General features: G+C 67.5%; 18 protein-coding genes. 8 read left to right on the top strand and 10 right to left on the bottom strand.

All coding sequences use genetic code 11. From position 1 onward, the window contains the following. The first annotated feature begins 13 nt into the window (after positions 1–13). From gatA to CFB40_RS17060, 4 genes are all read left to right on the top strand, one after another. On the top strand, positions 14–1,504 hold the full coding sequence (gatA, locus tag CFB40_RS17075; protein WP_089426584.1) for an Asp-tRNA(Asn)/Glu-tRNA(Gln) amidotransferase subunit GatA: 1,491 nt from the start codon (positions 14–16) through the stop codon (positions 1,502–1,504). 2 nt (positions 1,505–1,506) lie between these two features. Next, positions 1,507–2,979 carry an Asp-tRNA(Asn)/Glu-tRNA(Gln) amidotransferase subunit GatB gene (gene gatB, locus CFB40_RS17070; RefSeq protein WP_089431844.1) on the top strand — a complete coding sequence of 491 codons (1,473 nt, stop codon included), beginning with the start codon at positions 1,507–1,509 and terminating at the stop codon, positions 2,977–2,979. A gap of 119 nt (positions 2,980–3,098) precedes the next feature. Continuing rightward, the gene (locus CFB40_RS17065) at positions 3,099–3,938 is read left to right on the top strand and encodes a polyphosphate kinase 2 family protein (RefSeq protein WP_089426582.1); all 840 of its coding nucleotides are present in this window, start codon (positions 3,099–3,101) and stop codon (positions 3,936–3,938) included. 40 nt (positions 3,939–3,978) lie between these two features. Then, entirely contained in the window at positions 3,979–4,752 is a 774-nt protein-coding gene (locus CFB40_RS17060) for an exodeoxyribonuclease III (protein ID WP_089431843.1), read from the top strand. Positions 4,753–4,875: 123 nt separating this feature from the next. On the opposite strand, the gene CFB40_RS17055 is transcribed toward CFB40_RS17060, so the two are convergent. After that, complete coding sequence (locus CFB40_RS17055) at positions 4,876–5,928, bottom strand: NAD(P)-dependent alcohol dehydrogenase (RefSeq protein ID WP_089431842.1); 1,053 nt, start codon at positions 5,926–5,928, stop codon at positions 4,876–4,878. A gap of 229 nt (positions 5,929–6,157) precedes the next feature. Between CFB40_RS17055 and CFB40_RS17050 the strand changes: the two genes are divergently transcribed. After that, positions 6,158–7,102: an AraC family transcriptional regulator gene (locus CFB40_RS17050; RefSeq protein WP_089426579.1), complete on the top strand. Its 945-nt coding sequence runs from the start codon at positions 6,158–6,160 to the stop codon at positions 7,100–7,102. A gap of 30 nt (positions 7,103–7,132) precedes the next feature. Here CFB40_RS17050 and CFB40_RS17045 read toward each other — a convergent pair whose 3' ends face one another. From CFB40_RS17045 to argB, 7 genes are all read right to left on the bottom strand, one after another. Next, positions 7,133–8,170, bottom strand: coding sequence for a M48 family metallopeptidase (locus CFB40_RS17045; RefSeq protein ID WP_089426674.1), 1,038 nt, complete (start codon positions 8,168–8,170; stop codon positions 7,133–7,135). After that, positions 8,160–9,581 (bottom strand): AmpG family muropeptide MFS transporter, encoded by a 1,422-nt coding sequence (locus CFB40_RS17040; RefSeq protein ID WP_089426578.1) that lies wholly within the window; start codon positions 9,579–9,581, stop codon positions 8,160–8,162. The genes CFB40_RS17045 and CFB40_RS17040 overlap by 11 nt, the downstream gene beginning before the upstream one ends. 119 nt (positions 9,582–9,700) lie before the next feature. Then, positions 9,701–10,309 (bottom strand): methionine biosynthesis protein MetW, encoded by a 609-nt coding sequence (gene metW / locus CFB40_RS17035; protein ID WP_006755281.1) that lies wholly within the window; start codon positions 10,307–10,309, stop codon positions 9,701–9,703. After that, on the bottom strand, positions 10,306–11,451 hold the full coding sequence (metX, locus tag CFB40_RS17030) for a homoserine O-succinyltransferase MetX (RefSeq protein WP_089426577.1): 1,146 nt from the start codon (positions 11,449–11,451) through the stop codon (positions 10,306–10,308). Before metX ends, metW begins: the two co-directional genes overlap by 4 nt. A gap of 266 nt (positions 11,452–11,717) precedes the next feature. After that, positions 11,718–12,383: a nucleoid occlusion factor SlmA gene (gene slmA / locus CFB40_RS17020; protein ID WP_089431841.1), complete on the bottom strand. Its 666-nt coding sequence runs from the start codon at positions 12,381–12,383 to the stop codon at positions 11,718–11,720. Continuing rightward, positions 12,350–13,141, bottom strand: coding sequence for a pyrimidine 5'-nucleotidase (locus CFB40_RS17015; RefSeq protein ID WP_089426575.1), 792 nt, complete (start codon positions 13,139–13,141; stop codon positions 12,350–12,352). The genes slmA and CFB40_RS17015 overlap by 34 nt, the downstream gene beginning before the upstream one ends. Further along, complete coding sequence (argB, locus tag CFB40_RS17010) at positions 13,138–14,037, bottom strand: acetylglutamate kinase (protein ID WP_006490510.1); 900 nt, start codon at positions 14,035–14,037, stop codon at positions 13,138–13,140. Before argB ends, CFB40_RS17015 begins: the two co-directional genes overlap by 4 nt. Positions 14,038–14,343: 306 nt before the next feature. Here argB and CFB40_RS17000 point away from each other — a divergent pair, with 306 nt between their 5' ends. The 3 genes from CFB40_RS17000 to CFB40_RS16990 all read left to right on the top strand — a co-directional run bounded on the left by CFB40_RS17000 (position 14,344) and on the right by CFB40_RS16990 (position 16,635). Then, on the top strand, positions 14,344–14,568 hold the full coding sequence (locus CFB40_RS17000) for a cysteine-rich CWC family protein (RefSeq protein ID WP_089431840.1): 225 nt from the start codon (positions 14,344–14,346) through the stop codon (positions 14,566–14,568). Positions 14,569–14,660: 92 nt separating this feature from the next. Next, complete coding sequence (locus CFB40_RS16995; RefSeq protein ID WP_089431839.1) at positions 14,661–16,079, top strand: ATP-binding protein; 1,419 nt, start codon at positions 14,661–14,663, stop codon at positions 16,077–16,079. A 13-nt stretch (positions 16,080–16,092) separates the two neighbouring features. Beyond that, positions 16,093–16,635 carry a response regulator transcription factor gene (locus CFB40_RS16990; RefSeq protein ID WP_021156278.1) on the top strand — a complete coding sequence of 181 codons (543 nt, stop codon included), beginning with the start codon at positions 16,093–16,095 and terminating at the stop codon, positions 16,633–16,635. Positions 16,636–16,812: 177 nt separating this feature from the next. Here the strand turns inward: CFB40_RS16990 and hslU are convergent, their stop codons facing one another. After that, complete coding sequence (gene hslU / locus CFB40_RS16985; RefSeq protein ID WP_089426571.1) at positions 16,813–18,156, bottom strand: ATP-dependent protease ATPase subunit HslU; 1,344 nt, start codon at positions 18,154–18,156, stop codon at positions 16,813–16,815. A gap of 10 nt (positions 18,157–18,166) precedes the next feature. Continuing rightward, positions 18,167–18,703, bottom strand: a complete 537-nt coding sequence (gene hslV / locus CFB40_RS16980; RefSeq protein ID WP_011353540.1) for an ATP-dependent protease subunit HslV — start codon at positions 18,701–18,703, stop codon at positions 18,167–18,169. Between the last annotated feature and the right edge of the window lie 137 nt (positions 18,704–18,840).

Genomic DNA, 18,840 nt, shown 5'->3' with positions numbered 1-18,840 from the left:
GGAAAACCACTCAATGCACGCAAAAAGCCTGACCGAACTGCGCGCCGCGCTCGCCGCCAAGGAATGCTCGGCCGTCGAGCTCGCGCAGCTCTACCTGAAACGGATCGAAGCCGCGCGCGACCTGAACGCGTTCGTCCACGTCGACGCCGATCTCACCCTCGCGCAGGCCAAAGCCGCCGATGCCGAGCTCGCGCGCGGCGCGGGCGGCGCGCTCACCGGCCTGCCGATCGCGCACAAGGATGTCTTCGTCACGCGCGGCTGGCGCTCGACGGCCGGCTCGAAGATGCTCGCGAACTACGAGAGCCCGTTCGACGCGACCGTCGTCGCCCGCCTGCAGGCGGCCGGCATGGTCACGCTCGGCAAGACCAACATGGACGAGTTCGCGATGGGCTCGTCGAACGAGAATTCGGCGTTCGGCGCGGTGAAGAACCCGTGGGACACGAACGCGGTGCCGGGCGGCAGCTCGGGCGGCAGCTCGGCCGCCGTGGCCGCGCGCCTCGCGCCGGCCGCGACCGGCACCGACACCGGCGGCTCGATCCGCCAGCCCGCGTCGTTCGCGGGCGTGACCGGCATCAAGCCGACCTACGGCCGCGTGTCGCGCTACGGGATGATCGCGTTCGCGTCGTCGCTCGACCAGGGCGGCCCGATGGCGCAGAGCGCGTCCGACTGCGCGCTGCTGCTGAACGGAATGGCCGGCTTCGACGAGCGCGACTCGACGAGCCTCGAGCGCGACGAAGAGGATTTCACGCGCCACCTCGGCCAGCCGTGGGCCGCCGGCAACGATGCGGGCAAGCCGCTCGCCGGCCTGCGCATCGGCCTGCCGAACGAGTATTTCGGCGCGGGCCTCGCCGACGACGTGCGCGCGGCGATCGACGCGGCGCTCAAGCAATACGAAGCGCTCGGCGCGACGCTCGTGCCCGTGTCGCTGCCGAAGACGGAACTGTCGATCCCCGTGTACTACGTGATCGCGCCGGCGGAAGCGTCGTCGAACCTGTCGCGTTTCGACGGCGTGCGCTTCGGCCACCGCGCCGCGCAGTACGGCGACCTGCTCGACATGTACAAGAAGTCGCGCGCGGAAGGCTTCGGGCCTGAAGTGAAGCGCCGGATCCTGGTCGGCGCGTACGTGCTGTCGCACGGCTACTACGACGCGTACTACCTGCAGGCGCAGAAAATCCGCCGCATCATCGCGAACGATTTCCAGGAAGCGTTCAAGTCCTGCGACGTGATCATGGGCCCGGCGTCGCCGACGGTCGCATGGGATCTCGGCTCGAAGGGCGACGATCCGGTGCAGATGTATCTCGCGGATATCTACACGCTGTCGGTGAGCCTCGCCGGCCTGCCCGGCATGAGCGTGCCGTGCGGCTTCGGCGCGGGCGCGAATGCGAAGCGCCCGGTCGGCCTGCAGATCATCGGCAACTATTTCAACGAAGCCCGGATGCTGCAGGTCGCCGACGCGTTCCAGCGCGCGACCGACTGGCACAAGCAAGTTCCGGCGGGGGTATAAGCATGACTCAATGGGAAGTCGTCATCGGTCTCGAGACGCACGCGCAACTGTCGACCGTCTCGAAGATTTTCTCGGGCGCGTCGACGCAGTTCGGCGCCGAGCCGAACACGCAGGCCTGCCCGGTCGACCTGGCGCTGCCGGGCGTGCTGCCGGTGCTGAACCGCGGCGCGGTCGAACGCGCGATCCGCTTCGGCCTCGCGATCGGCTCGACCATCGCGCCGCGCAGCATCTTCGCGCGCAAGAATTATTTCTACCCCGATCTGCCGAAGGGCTATCAGATCAGCCAGTACGAGATTCCGGTCGTGCAGGGCGGCCAGATCACGATCCAGGTGCCCGCCAACGAAAAGGCCGGCAAGGAAGCGTACGAAAAAACGGTCAACCTGACCCGCGCGCACCTCGAGGAAGATGCCGGCAAGTCACTGCATGAAGACTTCGCCGGGATGACGGGGATCGACCTGAACCGCGCGGGCACGCCGCTGCTCGAGATCGTCACCGAGCCGGAAATGCGCAGCGCGGCCGAGGCGGTGGCCTACGCGAAGGCGCTGCACGGGCTCGTCGTGTGGCTCGGCATCTGCGACGGCAACATGCAGGAAGGCTCGTTCCGCTGCGACGCGAACGTGTCGGTGCGTCCGGTCGGCCAGGAGAAGTTCGGCACGCGCGCGGAAATCAAGAACCTGAACTCGTTCCGGTTCCTCGAGGAAGCGATCAACTACGAAGTGCGTCGCCAGATCGAGCTGATCGAGGACGGCGGCGAAGTCGTGCAGGAAACGCGCCTCTACGATCCGGACAAGCGCGAGACGCGTTCGATGCGCAGCAAGGAAGACGCGCACGACTACCGCTACTTCCCCGACCCCGACCTGATGCCGCTCGTGATCGGCCAGGACTGGATCGAGCGCGTGCAGTCCGGGATGCCCGAGCTGCCGGCCGCGATGCAGCAGCGCTTCGCCGACGAATACGGCGTGTCCGCGTACGACGCGGGCGTGCTGACGTCGAGCAAGGCGATGGCCGCGTACTTCGAGGCCGTGGTCGCGAAGGCCGGCACCGCGAACGCGAAGATCGCCGCGAACTGGCTGATGGGCGACGTTTCGTCGCAGCTGAACCGCGACGGCATCGAGATCGACGCGATTCCGGTCTCGGCCGCGCAGCTCGCGCTCGTGCTGCAGCGCATCGCCGACGGCACGATCTCGAACAAGATCGCGAAGGAAATCTTCGCGACGATCTGGGACGAGAAGGCGACCGACGAAGGCGCGGCCGACCGCATCATCGACGCGAAGGGGCTGAAGCAGATCTCCGACACCGGCGCGCTGGAAGCGATCATCGACGAAGTGCTCGCGGCGAACGCGAAGTCGGTCGAGGAATTCCGCGCGGGCAAGGAAAAGGCGTTCAACGCGCTGATCGGCCAGGCAATGAAGGCGACGAAGGGCAAGGCCAATCCGCAGCAGGTCAACGAGCTGCTGAAGAAGAAGCTCGGCTGAGCATGACCGCGCGCCTGAACCGCGCATGACGACGGGCCGCCCCGAACCGGATCGGGGCGGCCCGTTGCGTTTTGGTGGATGCGTTATCGTATGCACCACAGCGTCCAACGGAGGAACGAATGGCGAAACAACCGTCGCTCGACGATTTCCGCGTGCCGTACTGCACGCGCGAGAAGGAAGCCGCAGCATTCAAGCTCGATGCGTTCGACCCGGCCGCGAAGCCGTTCTCGTCCGGTTCGAAGGACGACGACCGCGCACGGCTGTCGGTCGTGTCGACCGAGCTCGACGTGCAGCAGGAGCGCCTGCACACGCAGCAGAAGAAGCGCGTGCTGCTCGTGCTGCAGGGGATGGACACCAGCGGCAAGGACGGCACCGTGCGCGCGGTGTTCCGCGAGGTCGATCCGCTCGGCCTGCGCGTCGTGTCGTTCAAGGCGCCCACGCCGATCGAGGCCGCGCACGACTTCTTGTGGCGCGTGCATGCGCAGGCGCCGGCCGCGGGCGAGCTCGCGATCTTCAACCGCAGCCACTATGAAGACGTGCTCGTGCCGCGCGTGCTCGACCTGATCGACACGAAGGAATGCGAGCGCCGCTATCGGCAGATCCGCGATTTCGAGACGATGCTGGTCGAGAACGGCACGACGATCATCAAGTGCTTCCTGCACATCTCGAAGGACGAGCAGCGCGCGCGGCTGCAGGCACGCATCGACGATCCGACCAAGCACTGGAAGTTCGACATCTCCGATCTCGACGCGCGCAAGCACTGGGACGCGTACCAGTCCGCCTACCGCGACGCGCTTGCCGCGACGTCCGCCGAGCATGCGCCGTGGTACGTGATCCCGGCGAACTCGAAGACGCACCGCAACGTGATGATCGCCGAGCTGCTGCTGCGCACGATGACCGACATGAAGCTGGAATTCCCGCCGCCGAAGCCCGAGCTCGAAGGCGTGAAGATCCGCTAAGCTGCCCCCCTGAAAAACATCGAACTGAACGGAATCCGACATGATGCGAGTGATTACCGCCAACCTGAACGGCATCCGCTCCGCCGCGAAGAAGGGCTTCTTCGAGTGGCTCGGCGAACAGAACGCCGATTGCGTGTGCGTGCAGGAAATCAAGGTCTCGGCCGATGATCTTCCGGCCGAATTCGTCGAGCCGCACGGCTTCAAGAGCTATTTTCACCATGCCGAGAAGAAGGGTTACAGCGGCGCGGGCGTGTACAGCCGCCGCGAGCCCGATGACGTGATCATCGGCTTCGGCAGCAGCGAATTCGATGCCGAAGGGCGCTATGTCGAGGCGCGCTACGGCAAGCTGTCGGTCGTGTCGGTGTACGTGCCGTCCGGCTCGAGCGGCGAAGAGCGCCAGCAGGCGAAGTACCGCTTCATGGACGAGTTCATGCCGCACCTCGCCGCGCTGAAGAAAAAGCGCGAGGTGATCCTGTGCGGCGACGTGAACATCGTCCACAAGGAAATCGACATCAAGAACTGGAAGAGCAACCAGAAGAATTCGGGCTGCCTGCCGGAAGAGCGCGAGTGGCTCACGAAGCTGTTCGACGATGTCGGCTATGTCGACGTGTTCCGCACGCTCGATCAGCGCCCGGAGCAGTACACGTGGTGGAGCAACCGCGGCCAGGCGTATGCGAAGAACGTCGGGTGGCGGATCGATTACCAGATCGCGACGCCGGGTATCGCCGGCACCGCGAAAAGCACGTCGATCTTCAAGGACATCAAGTTCAGCGACCATGCGCCGCTGACGGTGGACTACGACTACAAGAAGTGATGTTCCGCGAGTGACGTTCCGCGCTGCGCCGCGCGCGCAGCAGCCGGATGTAAAAACGGGCCGCATGTCGAACATGCGGCCCGTTTCGCTTGGGGCGGCGATCGTGCGTATCGCCTTCGGCGCTTACTGCTTGAGCGACGCCATGTCGATCACGAAGCGGTACTTCACGTCGCTCTTCAGCATCCGCTCGTAGGCCGCGTTGATCTGCTGCATCGGAATCGTTTCGATGTCCGACGTGATCCCGTGCTCCGCGCAGAAGTCGAGCATCTCCTGCGTTTCCGCGATCCCGCCGATCAGCGAGCCCGCGAGGCGGCGGCGCTTGAAGATCAGGTTGAACACCTGCGGCGACGGATGGTCGTGCTCCGGCGCGCCGACCAGCGTCATCGTGCCGTCGCGCTTGAGCAGGTGCAGGAACGGGTTCAGGTCGTGTTGCGCGGCGACCGTGTTCAGGATGAAGTCGAAGCTGTTCAGGTGCGCGTTCATCTGCGCTTCGTCCTTCGAGATCACGACTTCGTGCGCGCCGAGCCGCTTGCCGTCCTCGATCTTCGACGGCGACGTGGTGAACAGCACGACGTGCGCACCCATCGCGCGCGCCAGCTTCACGCCCATGTGGCCGAGGCCGCCGAGACCGACGATCCCGACCTTCTTGCCGGGGCCGACGTTCCACTGGCGCAGCGGCGAGTAGGTCGTGATCCCCGCGCACAGCAGCGGCGCGGCGCCGGCCGGATCGAGCGTCTCGGGCACGCGCAGCACGAACGCCTCGTCGACGACGAGCTGCGTCGAATAGCCGCCGAACGTGATGTCGCCCGTCACGCGATCCTGGCCGTTGTAGGTGCCGACGAAGCCGTTCTCGCAATACTGCTCGAGACCTTCGGCGCAGCTCGGGCAGGTGCGGCACGAATCGACGAGGCAACCGACGCCGACCAGCTGGCCGACCTTGAAGCGCGAGACTTGCGGGCCGGTCGCGGTCACGCGGCCGACGATTTCATGGCCCGGTACGACCGGGTAGATCGTGTTGCGCCATTCGTTGCGGGCCTGGTGCAGGTCCGAGTGGCAGACGCCGCAGTAGAGGACGTCGATCTGGACGTCGAGGTCGCGCAGCGCGCGACGCTGGAATTCGAACGGGGCGAGCGGCGACTGCGAATCGGTCGCTGCGTAGGCATAGGTAGTGCTCATGCAGGGGGCTCCTTGTCCGGGATGGATAACCGGCAAAACAGACTGCCGTCGCACCATGTGGCGATGCGGCGAGGCAGGACGTCATCGTAAGGAGCGCGGCGGCGCGGCGAAATACACGAAGGTCTGGAAGATTTGCCTATTCCTCTCGAATTGCGCGCCAACGGCCGCCAAAATGCTTTCAAGGTGCTACATTTCGAGCCAGATTTTCTTGCCGGACAGGACCGCGCCGATGAGCTTCCAGCCCCTTTTTGCCGACTCGGACGACCATGTGCGGCGCCGCATGATCGAGCTGCACACGCGTCTCGCGCCGAACGACGGCGACACGCCGGCGGCGCTCGACGGCGTGCGCTTCATTCGCGTGAGCCGTCCCGCGCCGCGCATGCCGGTGCTGTACGAGCCGAGCATCGTCGTCGTGTGCCAGGGGCGCAAGCTCGGCTATCTCGGCGATCGCTCGTTCGTCTACGACGCGCAGCAGTATCTGGTGCTGTCGGTGCCGCTGCCGTTCGAATGCGAGACCTTCGCGAGCATGGACGAGCCGTTTCTCGCGATCTCGATCCGCATCGACCTCGCGGTGATCGCCGAGCTCGCGATCCTGCTCGACGAGACGCTCGGCGCATCCGTCAGCGAGCCGCTCGGCGTCGATTCGACGCCGCTCGATGCACCGCTGGCCGACGCCGTGCTGCGGCTGCTCGAAACGCTCGCGTCGCCGCACGACACGCGCGTGCTGGGCCCCGCGATCATGCGCGAGATCGCGTACCGCGTGCTGACCGGCGCGCAGGGCGACGCGATCCGCGCGGCGCTCGTCCAGCAGCACCACTTCGGCCGTATCGCGAAGGCGCTGCGGCGTATCCATGCGGACCTGAAGGCCGACCTCGACGTCGAGACGCTCGCGCGCGAGGCCGGGATGAGCCTCGCGGTGTTCCATGCGCAGTTCAAGCACGTGACGGCGACGTCGCCGATGCAGTACGTGAAGGCCGCGCGGCTGCACCAGGCGCGGCTGATGATGGTGCAGGACGGGGTCGGCGCCGGCACGGCGGCCGCGCGTGTCGGCTATGCGAGCGCGTCGCAGTTCAGCCGCGAGTTCAAGCGGCTGTTCGGCCGCAGCCCGGGTGACGAGGTGCGCTGGATGCGCGAAAGCGGCACCCGGCCGGTCGCGGCGGACGTGGATGCATAGGGTGGCGTAGCGATCGGCCGCGCGTGGCGCTCAGCGCCGCACGACCTTGCGGCGCTGTGCGCTGATACCCGCGTAGTCGGGCAGCGTGTCGACGCGCTTGCCCACCGCCTTCGCGTACAGCGGCATGAGATCCGGCAGGCGGTTCAGCAGGTCCTGGCGGCGGGCGGTGCTGTACGGGTGCGTGTAGATGAAGCCCGTTGCCTTGTTGCCGCGTGTCGCGACCGCGAGCTTGTCCCACAGCGTGATCGCCGCGCGCGGATCGAAGCCCGCGCGTGCGGCGATGTCGCCGCCGATTACGTCGGCTTCGGTCTCGTCGGTCGGGTCGTAGTGGAGCGACTGCAGGCGTTCGCCGAGGTTCAGTGCCTGCGGCAGCGGTTCGCCGACGCCGAACAGCGGCGGCAACGCGGCCGCGCGCAGCGACGTCTGCGAAGTCGCGCTGAAGTTGCTGCGCGCGTGTTCGCGCAGCGCATGCGCGATGCCGTGCGCGAGCAGCACGCCGAGCTCGTCGTCGTTCAGGCGGACGCGGTCGAGCAGGCCGCCGTACACGAGCACCTTGCCGCCCGGCAGGCAGGTCAGGCGAATGTCGCGCGAGCGGATCGCGTTGACGTCCCACGCCCAGCTCTTCACGCGGTCGTTCCATTTCACCGAATACGGCGCGAGCTTCGCGACGATCGCGCGCAGGCGCTTCACGCGCGGCTGGTTCGCCGGCAGCAGGCGGTTGCTGTCGGCGGCGGCCTGCACGATCTGCGCGTATTCGTTCGCGGTGAGCTGCTCGAGCAGCGGCGACGGAATCAGCGTGCGAAAGGCAATGGTGTCGCCGTAGCGGATCTGCTGCGAGGTCTGCGCATACGCCTTCGTCGACGCGGCGGCGCCGGTCGGCTGCGCGGGTTCGGCGGTGGCCGGCTGGGCGGGGGCGGCGGGCGTTGAATTTGCCGGCGGTGAAGCCGCGGCCGGCGCGGAGCCCGCGGCGGTGTCGGTCGCATGGGCGAACCCCGCGGCGAGCGCCGCGGCGCCGACGCTCAACGAAGCCGCAACGCGCGCGAGGCGGTGCAGGGCGTTACTGCGCACGGCTGGCCTCGCCATTGCGTGCGGTCCCGTTCCACGGCGCGATCTTGAACAGCAGCAGCATGCCGGGAATCGCGAGCGCGGTGCACACGATGAAGTAGTCGAACCAGCCGATCTTCGCGACGATGAAGCCGCTCGCGGCCGACGCGAGCGTGCGCGGCACCGACGCGAGGCTCGTGAACAGCGCGAACTGCGTGGCCGTATAGCGCGGGTCGGTCGTGCTCGCGATGTACGCGACGAACGCGGCCATCGTCAGGCCGGTGGTGAAGGTTTCGACGCCGTAGACGAGCGCGAGCGCAACGGTCATCGGGCTGAATTGCGGGGTGACCGCGATGCCGAACACCGACAGCACTGACGCGATCGCATGGCTCGTCGATACGGTGAAGTCGTAGAGCACTGCGAGCACGGGCGAGCCGGGGCCGAGCTGCGCGAGCCACGCGAAGCCGAGCGTCGACACCATCTGCAGCGCGCCGAAGATCCACAGCCCGCGGCCGATGCCGATCTTCACGAGCCAGACGCCGCCGATGATCCCGCCGGCCACGCTCGCGACGAGCGCGGTGGTCTTCGCGACGATGCCGATCTCGGTGCGCGAGAAGCCGATGTCGAGGAAAAACGACGTCGACAGCGTGGTGGCCATCGTGTCGCCGATCTTGAACAGGAAGATGAACGCGATGACGAGCAGCGCGCCGGCCCAGCCGTCGCGCTGGATGAATTCGCGGAACGGCAGCACGATCGCGTCGCGCAGGTTGCGCGGCGGCGCGCCGATCACTTCGGGTTCGCGCACGACGAGCGTCATCAGGATGCCCGGCAGCATGAACGCGCCGGTGAGCGCGAACACGACGTCCCACGGCAGGTGGTCGGACAGGATCAGCGCCAGCGAGCCGGGGATTAGCGCGGCGAGCTTGTACGCGTTCACGTGGATCGCGTTGCCGAGGCCCTGCTCGGTGTCGCGCAGCAGCTCGCGGCGATAGGCGTCGATCACGATGTCGGCGCTTGCGCCAAAGAACGCGACGAGCGTGGTGAGCGCGGCGACCGTCCAGATCGAGTCGCGCGGCGACACGAAGCCGAGCGCGGCGATCGCGCCCGCGACCAGCAGCTGCGTGAGCAGCAGCCAGCCGCGCCGGCGGCCCGGCCGCCAGCCGGGCAGGCGCGGGACGTAGCGGTCCATCAGCGGCGCCCACAGGAACTTCCACGTGTACGGGAACTGGATCAGCGCGAACAGGCCGATTTCCTTCAGGTTCACGCCCTCGGAGCGCAACCAGGCCTGTACGAGGTAGACGAGCGTGAAGAGGGGCAGACCCGACGTGAAGCCCAGGAACACGCAGATCAGCATGTGCGTGTTCAGGTAGGCGCGCCAGCCGGGGTGATCCTCGTGAGCGGTGAGTGCGGGCGCCTCGTGTGGCGTTTTCGACATGGACTGGAACTGGATAGCGTTGACTGATTGCGGCGGCAGCGCAGGCGGCGGCGCGGGTCGCGCAGCGGCTCGGCCGCACGTGCGTGCGGGCCGACGGCGTCCGTCAACGGCTCCCCGGCTCAGCTGCGCTTGACGCGGTAGACAGCAAGACTACCACGCCAGTTCGCTCCCCATCGAATCGGTTGGCCTTCGTGCAGCACCACGCGGTCGAGGATCGTCACGCCGACTTCGGGCGCGAGCGCCTCGAAATCCTCGATCGTCAGCACCCGGACGTTCGGTGTGTTGTGCCATTGGTAAGGCAGCGACTTCGACACCGGCATCCGGCCGTTCAGCACCGACAGCCGATGCGGCCAGTAGCCGAAATTCGGGAACGACACGATGCATTCGCGCCCGACCCGCGCGGTTTCGCGCAGGATCGCGGCCGTCTGGTGAATCGTCTGCAACGTCTGCGACAGGATCGCGATGTCGAAGCTGTGGTCCTCGAACAGGCGCAGGCCGTCTTCCAGGTTCTGCTGGATCACGTTGATGCCGTTCTTCGCGCTCGCGAGCACGCCCGCGTCGTTCAGCTCGATCCCGTAGCCGGTCACGTCCAGTTCTTCCATCAGCAGTGCGAGCAGCGAGCCGTCGCCGCAGCCGAGGTCGAGCACCGTCGAGCGCGGTTCGACCCAGCGCGCGATCGTGCGGAAGTCCGCGCGTGCGGACAGGGAATTCAGCGCTTGCTGGTTCATGCACCCACCTCGGTGGCGATTCGTTCGTAATACGCGCGGATCAGGTTGTGATAGCGCGCGTCGTCGAGCAGGAACGCGTCGTGGCCGTGCGGCGCGTCGATTTCCGCGTAGCTGACCGTGCGCTTGTTGTCGAGCAGCGCCTTCACGATCTCGCGCGAGCGGGCCGGCGCGAAACGCCAGTCGGTCGAGAAGCTCGCGATCAGGTATTTCGCCTGCGTGTGCGCGAGCGCGGCCTTCAGGTTGCCGTCGAACGCCTTGGCCGGGTCGAAGTAGTCGAGCGCGCGCGTGATCAGCAGGTAGGTGTTCGCGTCGAAGTAGTCGGCGAACTTGTCGCCCTGGTAGCGCAGGTACGACTCGACCTCGAACTCGACGTCGAAGCTGAAGTTGTACGCGTCGAGCGCGCCGTCGGCGCGGCGCAGCGCACGGCCGAATTTCTCGGCCATGTCGTCGTCGGACAGGTACGTGATGTGGCCGATCATCCGCGCGACGCGCAGGCCGCGCTTCGGCTTCACGCCGTGCGCGTAGTAGTCGCCGCCGTGGAAATCGGGATCGGACAGGATCGCCGAGCGCGCGACCTCGTTGAACGCGATGTTCTGCGCGGACAGCTTCGGCGTCGACGCGATGTCGATGCAGTGCGCGACGCGCTCCGGATACATCAGGCTCCACGCGAGCGCCTGCATCCCGCCGAGGCTGCCGCCCATCACCGCGGCGAAGCGCTCGATGCCGAATGCATCCGCGACGCGCGCCTGCGCGTGCACCCAGTCCTCGACGGTGACGACCGGGAAGCTCGCGCCGTACGGCTTGCCGGACGACGGGTCGACGCTCATCGGGCCGGTCGAGCCGAAGCACGAGCCGAGGTTGTTCACGCCGATCACGAAGAAGCGGTTGGTGTCGAGCGGCTTGCCCGGGCCGACCATGTTGTCCCACCAGCCGGTGCTGCGCGGATCGTCCGCGTAGACGCCGGCGACGTGGTGCGACGCGTTGAGCGCGTGGCAGACGAGCACCGCGTTCGAGCGCGCGGCGTTGAGTTCGCCGTACGTCTCGACGACGAGCTGATAGTTGCCGAGCACGCTGCCGCTTTGCAAGCGCAGCGGTTCGGCGAAGTGCATGGTCTGTGGAGCGACGATGCCGATCGATTCCATTCGTTCCGCCTTATGACTGGGCAGCTAAATGGTGTCGGCGATGCGCGGAGTCGGAGATGCGCGGCTGACGACCTCTTTAGCCGCATTTGTAGTGAACCGCCGGGGCGAGGACGAATCAAGGCCCTGGCTGGTTCGCGCGCCCGCAATCGAGTCAGCAAATCGGCGCGTGTCTGGCTGCCGCCCGAGGGGCGACAGTCGGCAAAGTATAGCGGAAATCGCGGCGCGCGGATTCGGGGCGCGGGCGGAGCCGCCGCGCCCGCGTCATCTCACTGCAGGATCAGCCGCAGATGCGCATCGGCCTGTTCGCCGGGCGGTTTCTGGAACCCGCCCTTCGCGAAGCGGTGCCATCGGCCGATCACGTAGCTGACGAGCAGGCTCGCGCGGGCGGCCGGATCGTAGTCGGCCGGCAGTACGAACGGCGTCGCGCCGTCCTGCGGCGCGTTCGCCTCCGTGCGCGCGACGCGCAGGCACTGCTTGACGGTCGCCTCGATGCGGTCGAGCAACTGGTTCACGCGCTCGGTGAGCCGCTCGTCCTCGCCGACCAGCGCTTCGCCGGTCAGCACGCGTGTCATGCCGGGGTTCTTGGCGGCGAAGTTGAGCATCGTCAGCGCGATCGTGCGCGCCTGCTGCACGCCGTTCGGCTCCTTCGCGACGATCTGGTTCACGAGCCCGAACAGCGCCTGCTCGATGAACTCGATCAGCCCTTCGTACATCTTCGCCTTGCTGGTGAAGTGCCGGTACAGCGCGGCTTCCGACACGTCGAGCCGGGCTGCGAGCGCGGCCGTCGTGATTTTCTCGGGTTTCGGCGCCTCGAGCATCGCCGCGAGCGTCTGCAGGATCATCACGCGCCGCTCGCCCGGTTTCGGGCGCGCGCGGGACGATGTGGCCTGGTCTTCCTTTACGGCTTGGTCCTGCGGGTAAGTCGGCTGCATTTTTGTCGCCCCGATCGTGTGCCCAGTCGCAGCGATTTTAACGAACGAATGCGCTGGTCGACATAGTGCGGGCGTCCGGTAACCGGCAGATGGCCGGGCAGGTGGCCGGTGATCCACACCGTACCGATGCCGAGACGCTTGTAGCGCTTCAGGTGGCCGCGCGTATCCTCGACGAGGATCGCATCGGCCATGCGTGCGTTCGCGGCGCGCAGCGTCCGGCGCAGCATCGTGTGATCGGGCTTCGCGCGCCACGTGCGGCGGTCGCGCATGTGCTCGATCGCGATCACGCGCTCGAACAGCCGCTCGATGCGCAGCTCGCGCAGCACCGCGCGTGCATAGTTCTCCGGCGCGTTGGTCAGGATCAGCTTGCGGCCCGGCAGCGCGGCGACGATGCGCGCGAGGCCGCGCTCGGCGCGCACCATCGCCGGCAGGTCGGAAAACGTGTGGACGACGCGCAGGAAGTCGTGCGGGTCGATCGGATGATGGCGCGTGAGGCCGAGCAGCGCGGCGCCGTAGCGCTCGGTGTAGCCGGTGCGCAGGCGGTCGGCTTCGGCGCGCTCGACCTGCAGCGCATCGATGATGTACTGCGTCATCGCGCGGTTGATCTCGGGAAAGATCGCGTGCGATGCGTGGTGAAGGGTATTGTCGAGATCGAACAGCCACACCGGCGCGCCGGCGCGGGGCCGGCTGCGCGACACGCGCCGGCGCCGCAGCGGGGCCGGCAAGTCGGGTGTGGCGGTCTTGCTGCGCTTGCTCAATGCGAGCGGATCATCGTGCCGAACGGCTGCTCGGTCAGGATTTCCAGCAGTACCGAGTGCTCGATCCGGCCGTCGACGATGTGCACCGACTTCACGCCGCTCTTCGCGGCGTCGAGCGCCGACGAGATCTTCGGCAGCATGCCGCCGGAGATCGTGCCGTCTTCGAACAGCGCATCGATCTCGCGCGCGGACAGGTCGGTCAGCAGGTTGCCGTCCTTGTCCATCACGCCCGGGATGTTGGTCATCATCAGCAGCTTCTCGGCGTTCAGCACGGTGGCGAGCTTGCCCGCGACGAGGTCGGCGTTGATGTTGTACGACAGGCCGTCTTCACCGAAGCCGATCGGCGAGATCACCGGGATGAACGCGTCGTCCTGCAGCGCCTTCACGACTGCCGGGTTGATCGCCTCGACTTCGCCGACCTGGCCGATGTCGATGTACTGGCCCGGGTTGTCGCGGTCCGGCATCAGCAGCTTGCGCGCGTGGATCAGGCCGCCGTCCTTGCCCGTCAGGCCCACCGCGTGGCCGCCGAAGTGGTTGATCAGCATCACGATGTCCTGCTGCACTTCGCCGCCCAGCACCCATTCGACGACTTCCATCGTCTCTTCGTCGGTGACGCGCATGCCCTGGATGAAGGTGCCGGCCTTGCCGATCTTCTTCAGTGCGTGATCGATCTGCGGACCGCCGCCGTGGACGATCACCGGATTGATGCCGACCAGTTTCAGCAGGATCACGTCGCGCGCGAAGCCTTGCTTGAGCCGCTCTTCCGTCATCGCGTTGCCGCCGTATTTGATGACCACGGTCTTGCCGTGGTAACGGCGAATGTACGGCAGTGCCTCGGCGAGGATTTCTGCTTTCAGCGTGGGGGCGATCTGCGAGAGGTCGATGGGCTCGGACATGGCGGCGGCTCTGGCTGGGAACGGTTGAAACACGGCGAATTGTACAGGAGTGGCGCAGCGCAGCATCGGGTTTTTGGACGGGCCGGAACACCGGCGGCGCGGCCCGCGCACCGCGCGCGGCGGCCCGCCGGCTATGGCGCGGCGCGATGTGTGCCGCGCGACGGGCAGTGCTGCGCGGGCGGTGGCGGCGAGGTGGTTCGCGTGCATTGGAAATGGCCCTCGGCCGAACGGCCGGCGTGCAAAATCCGTTCGCCGCGCTATGCTTGTCGCGTAGGGCGGCTTCCCGCCCGCTCGAGCGCTTTAGCCATGACCGATTCCGCCGCCGCCGCCCGTTCCGCCCCGCGCCGCGCGCGCTGCCCGCACTGCGGGCGCAGCTTCGACTGCGGCGCCCGCACGCAGCCGTTCGAATGCTGGTGCGCGTCGATGCCGGTCTTGCCCGGCGGTACGCCGCCCGCGGCCGGCGCACGCTGCCGCTGCCCCGAGTGCCTGGCCGACGAGATCGCGCAGCGGATGGCCGGCGCGGCCGGCTGACCGCATCGGCCGCGCACGTGGGGCGTCCCGTTCGCCGCGTGCCGATCCGGCCCCGCTAGAGGCGCCGCCCGCTAAACGGGTAAACTGCGCGGATGCAACGAATCACCACCACCGGGCGCGTCAACCTCAGTCACCTGTTCTGGCTCCGCAATCTCGCGATCATCGGCCAGCTCGTGACGATCGGCGTCGTGCAGACCTATTTCGGCGTGCATCTGCCGTTGCCGGCGATGCTGATGGTCATCGCGCTCGAAATCGTTTTCAACGCGCTGACCTGGGTGCGCGTGCTGCGCGCGCGGCCCGAGACCAATTTCGAGCTGCTCGGCCAATTGTGGGTCGACCTCGGCGCGCTGTCCGCGCTGCTGTTCCTGTCGGGCGGCACGACCAATCCGTTCGTGTCGCTGTACCTGCCTTCGCTCGCGATCGCGGCGGCCGTGCTGCCGTGGCACCTGATGATCTGGCTCGCGGCGTTCGCGGTCGCGTGCTACGCGGCGCTCGGCTTCGACTCGGTGCCGCTCAACATGGACAATCCCGCGAACCTGTTCGACTACTACCGTACCGGGATGTGGGCGAACTTCATGGTCAGCGTCGGGCTGATCGCGTGGTTCGTCGCGCGCATGTCGAATGCGCTGCGCCAGCGCGATGCGGCGCTCGGCGAGGCGCAGCAGCACCTGCTGCGCGACGAGCGGGCGGTCGCGCTCGGCGTGCAGGCCGCCACCGTCGCGCATGAGATGGGCACGCCGCTGTCGACGATCGCGATGCTCGCCGAAGAGCTGCGCGACGCGGCCCGCGACGATCCGGGGCTGGCCCGCTACGAGGCCGACCTGAAGGTGCTCGAGGAGCAGATGACGCTCTGCACGTCGGCGCTGGCGCGCCTGCGCAGCCGCGCGAGCGCGCCCGCGAGCCGCCAGCCGGTGGACGACTGGCTCGACACGTTCGTCGAGCACTGGCGCCTGCGGCATCCGCACGTGCAGTTCGAATTGCTCGGCGCGCGCCCGGCGGGCGTCGCGCTCGACGACACGGTCGCGGCCGGCCAGATCCTGACGATCCTGCTCGACAACGCCGCGCGCGCGAGCCCGCAGCGCGTGACGCTGGCCGCGAAGGTCGCGCACGCCGGCGCGGCCGACAAGATCGAATTCGAGGTATGCGACGACGGGCCCGGCATTCCGGCCTCGCTGCGCGAGTCGCTTGGCGCGATGCCGGTCGACAGCACGCAGGGCGGGCACGGGGTCGGCCTGTATCTCGCGTTCAGCGCGGCCGCGCGGCTCGGCGGCGAGATCGAACTGTCCGATGTCGTGCCGCGCGCGGCGGGCGGCAACGGGCGGGCGGGCAGTGCGGCGAATGGTCACGCCGCGGCGGGATCGGCACAGCGCGCGGGCCAGCGCGGCGCCGAACGGACAACCGGCACGCCGGACAGCCGCCCGGCCGGTGCGACCGCCGCGCGCGGCACGCGGGCCGTGCTGCGGCTGCCGGTCGTGCGCGTCGCGGCAGCGGCCGCCTCAACCAACACGTAGACGGAGAAACCACATGAGCGAGAACAATTTCCTGGTGATCGACGACAACGAGGTGTTCGCGGGCACGCTCGCGCGCGGCCTCGAGCGGCGCGGTTACGCGGTCCAGCAGGCGCACGACAAGGAGGCGGCGCTGCGGCTCGCCGCGGGCGGCAAGTTCCAGTTCATCACCGTCGACCTGCATCTCGGCGAGGATTCGGGCCTGAGCCTGATCGCGCCGCTGTGCGACCTGCAGCCCGACGCGCGGATCCTGGTGCTGACCGGCTACGCGAGCATCGCGACCGCCGTGCAGGCGGTGAAGGAAGGCGCCGACAACTATCTCGCGAAGCCCGCGAACGTCGAGTCGATCCTGGCCGCGCTGCAGACCAACGCGACCGAAGTGCAGGCCGACGAAGCGCTCGAGAATCCGGTCGTGCTGTCGGTCGACCGGCTCGAATGGGAGCACATCCAGCGCGTGCTGGCCGAGAACAACAACAATATTTCAGCGACCGCGCGTGCGCTGAACATGCATCGCCGCACGCTGCAGCGCAAGCTCGCGAAGAAGCCTGTGCGGCAGTAAGCGGGGCGCCCCGCGCCGTGGTCGTCACGGCGGGGGCGATTCCGTACGACGCGTGCCGCGGGATACGGCGCGCGATCGCGCAGGCGGACGGGCGGCGCATGGCTGCCTGCCGCCCGGCGCACCAATGAAAACGGGCGGCCCGCCGGGCCACCCGTCTCGCATTCGACGCCGCGCGCGTTACAGCACGTAGCGCGACAGGTCTTCGTCCTGCGCCACTTCGCCGAGTGCGCGATCGACATACTTCGCGTCGATCGTCACGCATTCGCCCGCATGGTTGCCGGCCGAGAACGACACTTCCTCGAGCAGCTTCTCGATCACCGTGTACAGCCGGCGCGCACCGATGTTCTCGGTCTTCTCGTTGACCGAATAGGCAATCTCCGCGAGGCGGCGGATGCCGTCGTCGGCGAATTCGAGCTGCACGTCTTCGGTCGCGAGCAGCGCCTGGTACTGCTTGACGAGGCTTGCGTCGGTCGCGACGAGGATCGCCTCGAAATCGTTCACCGACAGCGAGTCGAGCTCGACGCGGATCGGGAAGCGGCCCTGCAGTTCCGGAATCAGGTCGCTCGGCTTCGCGAGGTGGAACGCGCCGCTCGCGATGAACAGGATGTGATCGGTCTTCACCATCCCGTACTTCGTGTTGACCGTCGTGCCTTCGACGAGCGGCAGCAGGTCGCGCTGCACGCCCTGGCGCGACACTTCACCGCCGCTGCCTTCGTTGTTGCGCGACGTGATCTTGTCGATCTCATCGAGGAACACGATGCCGTTCTGCTCGACGTTCTGTACGGCCTTCGTCTTCACTTCCTCGTCGTTGAGCATCTTCGCCGCTTCCTCGTCGGTCAGCAGCTTCAGCGCTTCCTTGATTTTCACCTTGCGGCGCTGCTTCTTGCCGCTGCCGAGGTTCGAGAACATCGAGCGGATCTGCTCGGTCATCTCTTCCATCCCCGGCGGCGCCATGATGTCCATGCCGGCCGACGGTTGCTCGAGATCGAGCTCGACTTCCTTGTCGTCGAGCTGGCCTTCGCGCAGGCGCTTGCGGAACGTCTGGCGCGTCACGTTGTTGTCGTCGTTCGCGTGCTCGGCGTTGCCGCCGAAGCCCACCGCGCGCGGTTGCGGCAGCAGGATATCGAGGATGCGGTCTTCCGCCTGGTCGGTCGCCTTGCTGCGCACCTTGCGCATCTCGGTTTCACGCGTCTGCTTGACCGAGATCTCGATCAGGTCGCGCACGATGCTGTCGACGTCGCGGCCGACGTAGCCGACTTCGGTGAACTTGGTCGCTTCGATCTTGATGAACGGCGCATCCGCGAGCTTCGCGAGGCGGCGTGCGATTTCGGTCTTGCCGACACCCGTCGGCCCGATCATCAGGATGTTCTTCGGCGTGATTTCCTGGCGCAGCGGGTCGGCGACCTGCTGGCGGCGCCAGCGGTTGCGCAGCGCGACCGCGACGGCCTTCTTCGCCTTCGCCTGGCCGATGATGTGCTTGTCGAGTTCCGAGACGATCTCGGCAGGGGTCATGGTGCTCATGGTGCGGTCCTTACTCGATCGTTTCGATGATGCGGTTGTGGTTCGTGTAGATGCACATGTCGCCGGCAATCTCGAGCGACTTCTCGACGATCTCGCGCGGCGACAGCTCGGTGTTCTCCGCGAGCGCGCGGGCTGCCGCCTGCGCATACGCACCGCCCGAGCCGATCGCGCAGATGCCTTCTTCGGGGTCGAGCACGTCGCCGTTGCCGGTGATGACGAGCGTGGTGGTGGCGTCGGCCGTGATCAGCATCGCCTCGAGGCGACGCAGCATCCGGTCGGTGCGCCAGTCCTTCGCGAGCTCGACGGCCGCACGGGTCAGGTTGCCCTGGTGCTTCTCGAGCTTCGCCTCGAAGCGGTCGAGCAGCGAGAACGCATCGGCGGTGCCGCCCGCGAATCCGACCAGCACCTGGTTGTTGTAGATCCGCCGCACTTTCCGCGCGCCACCCTTCATGACGATGTTGCCGAGGGTTACCTGGCCGTCGCCGCCGAGCGCGACCTTGTCGCCGCGCCGGACCGAAACGATGGTCGTGCCGTGAAATTGCTCCATCTGCGTTCCTTGAGAAAAACGGGGAAGAGTCGGGGGGCGCGAGGCGCCGCCGCGTAACTCGCAGTGCGCCGGGAAGCGGCCCGGCGCGCGTCCGTTTCATTTTAGGGCGGGCGCCGGGATATCAAGAGGCGGGGTGG

The organism is Burkholderia sp. AU31652, assembly GCF_002223155.1.
Lineage (GTDB): Bacteria > Pseudomonadota > Gammaproteobacteria > Burkholderiales > Burkholderiaceae > Burkholderia.
This window is presented reverse-complemented; position numbering and strand designations above follow the sequence as displayed.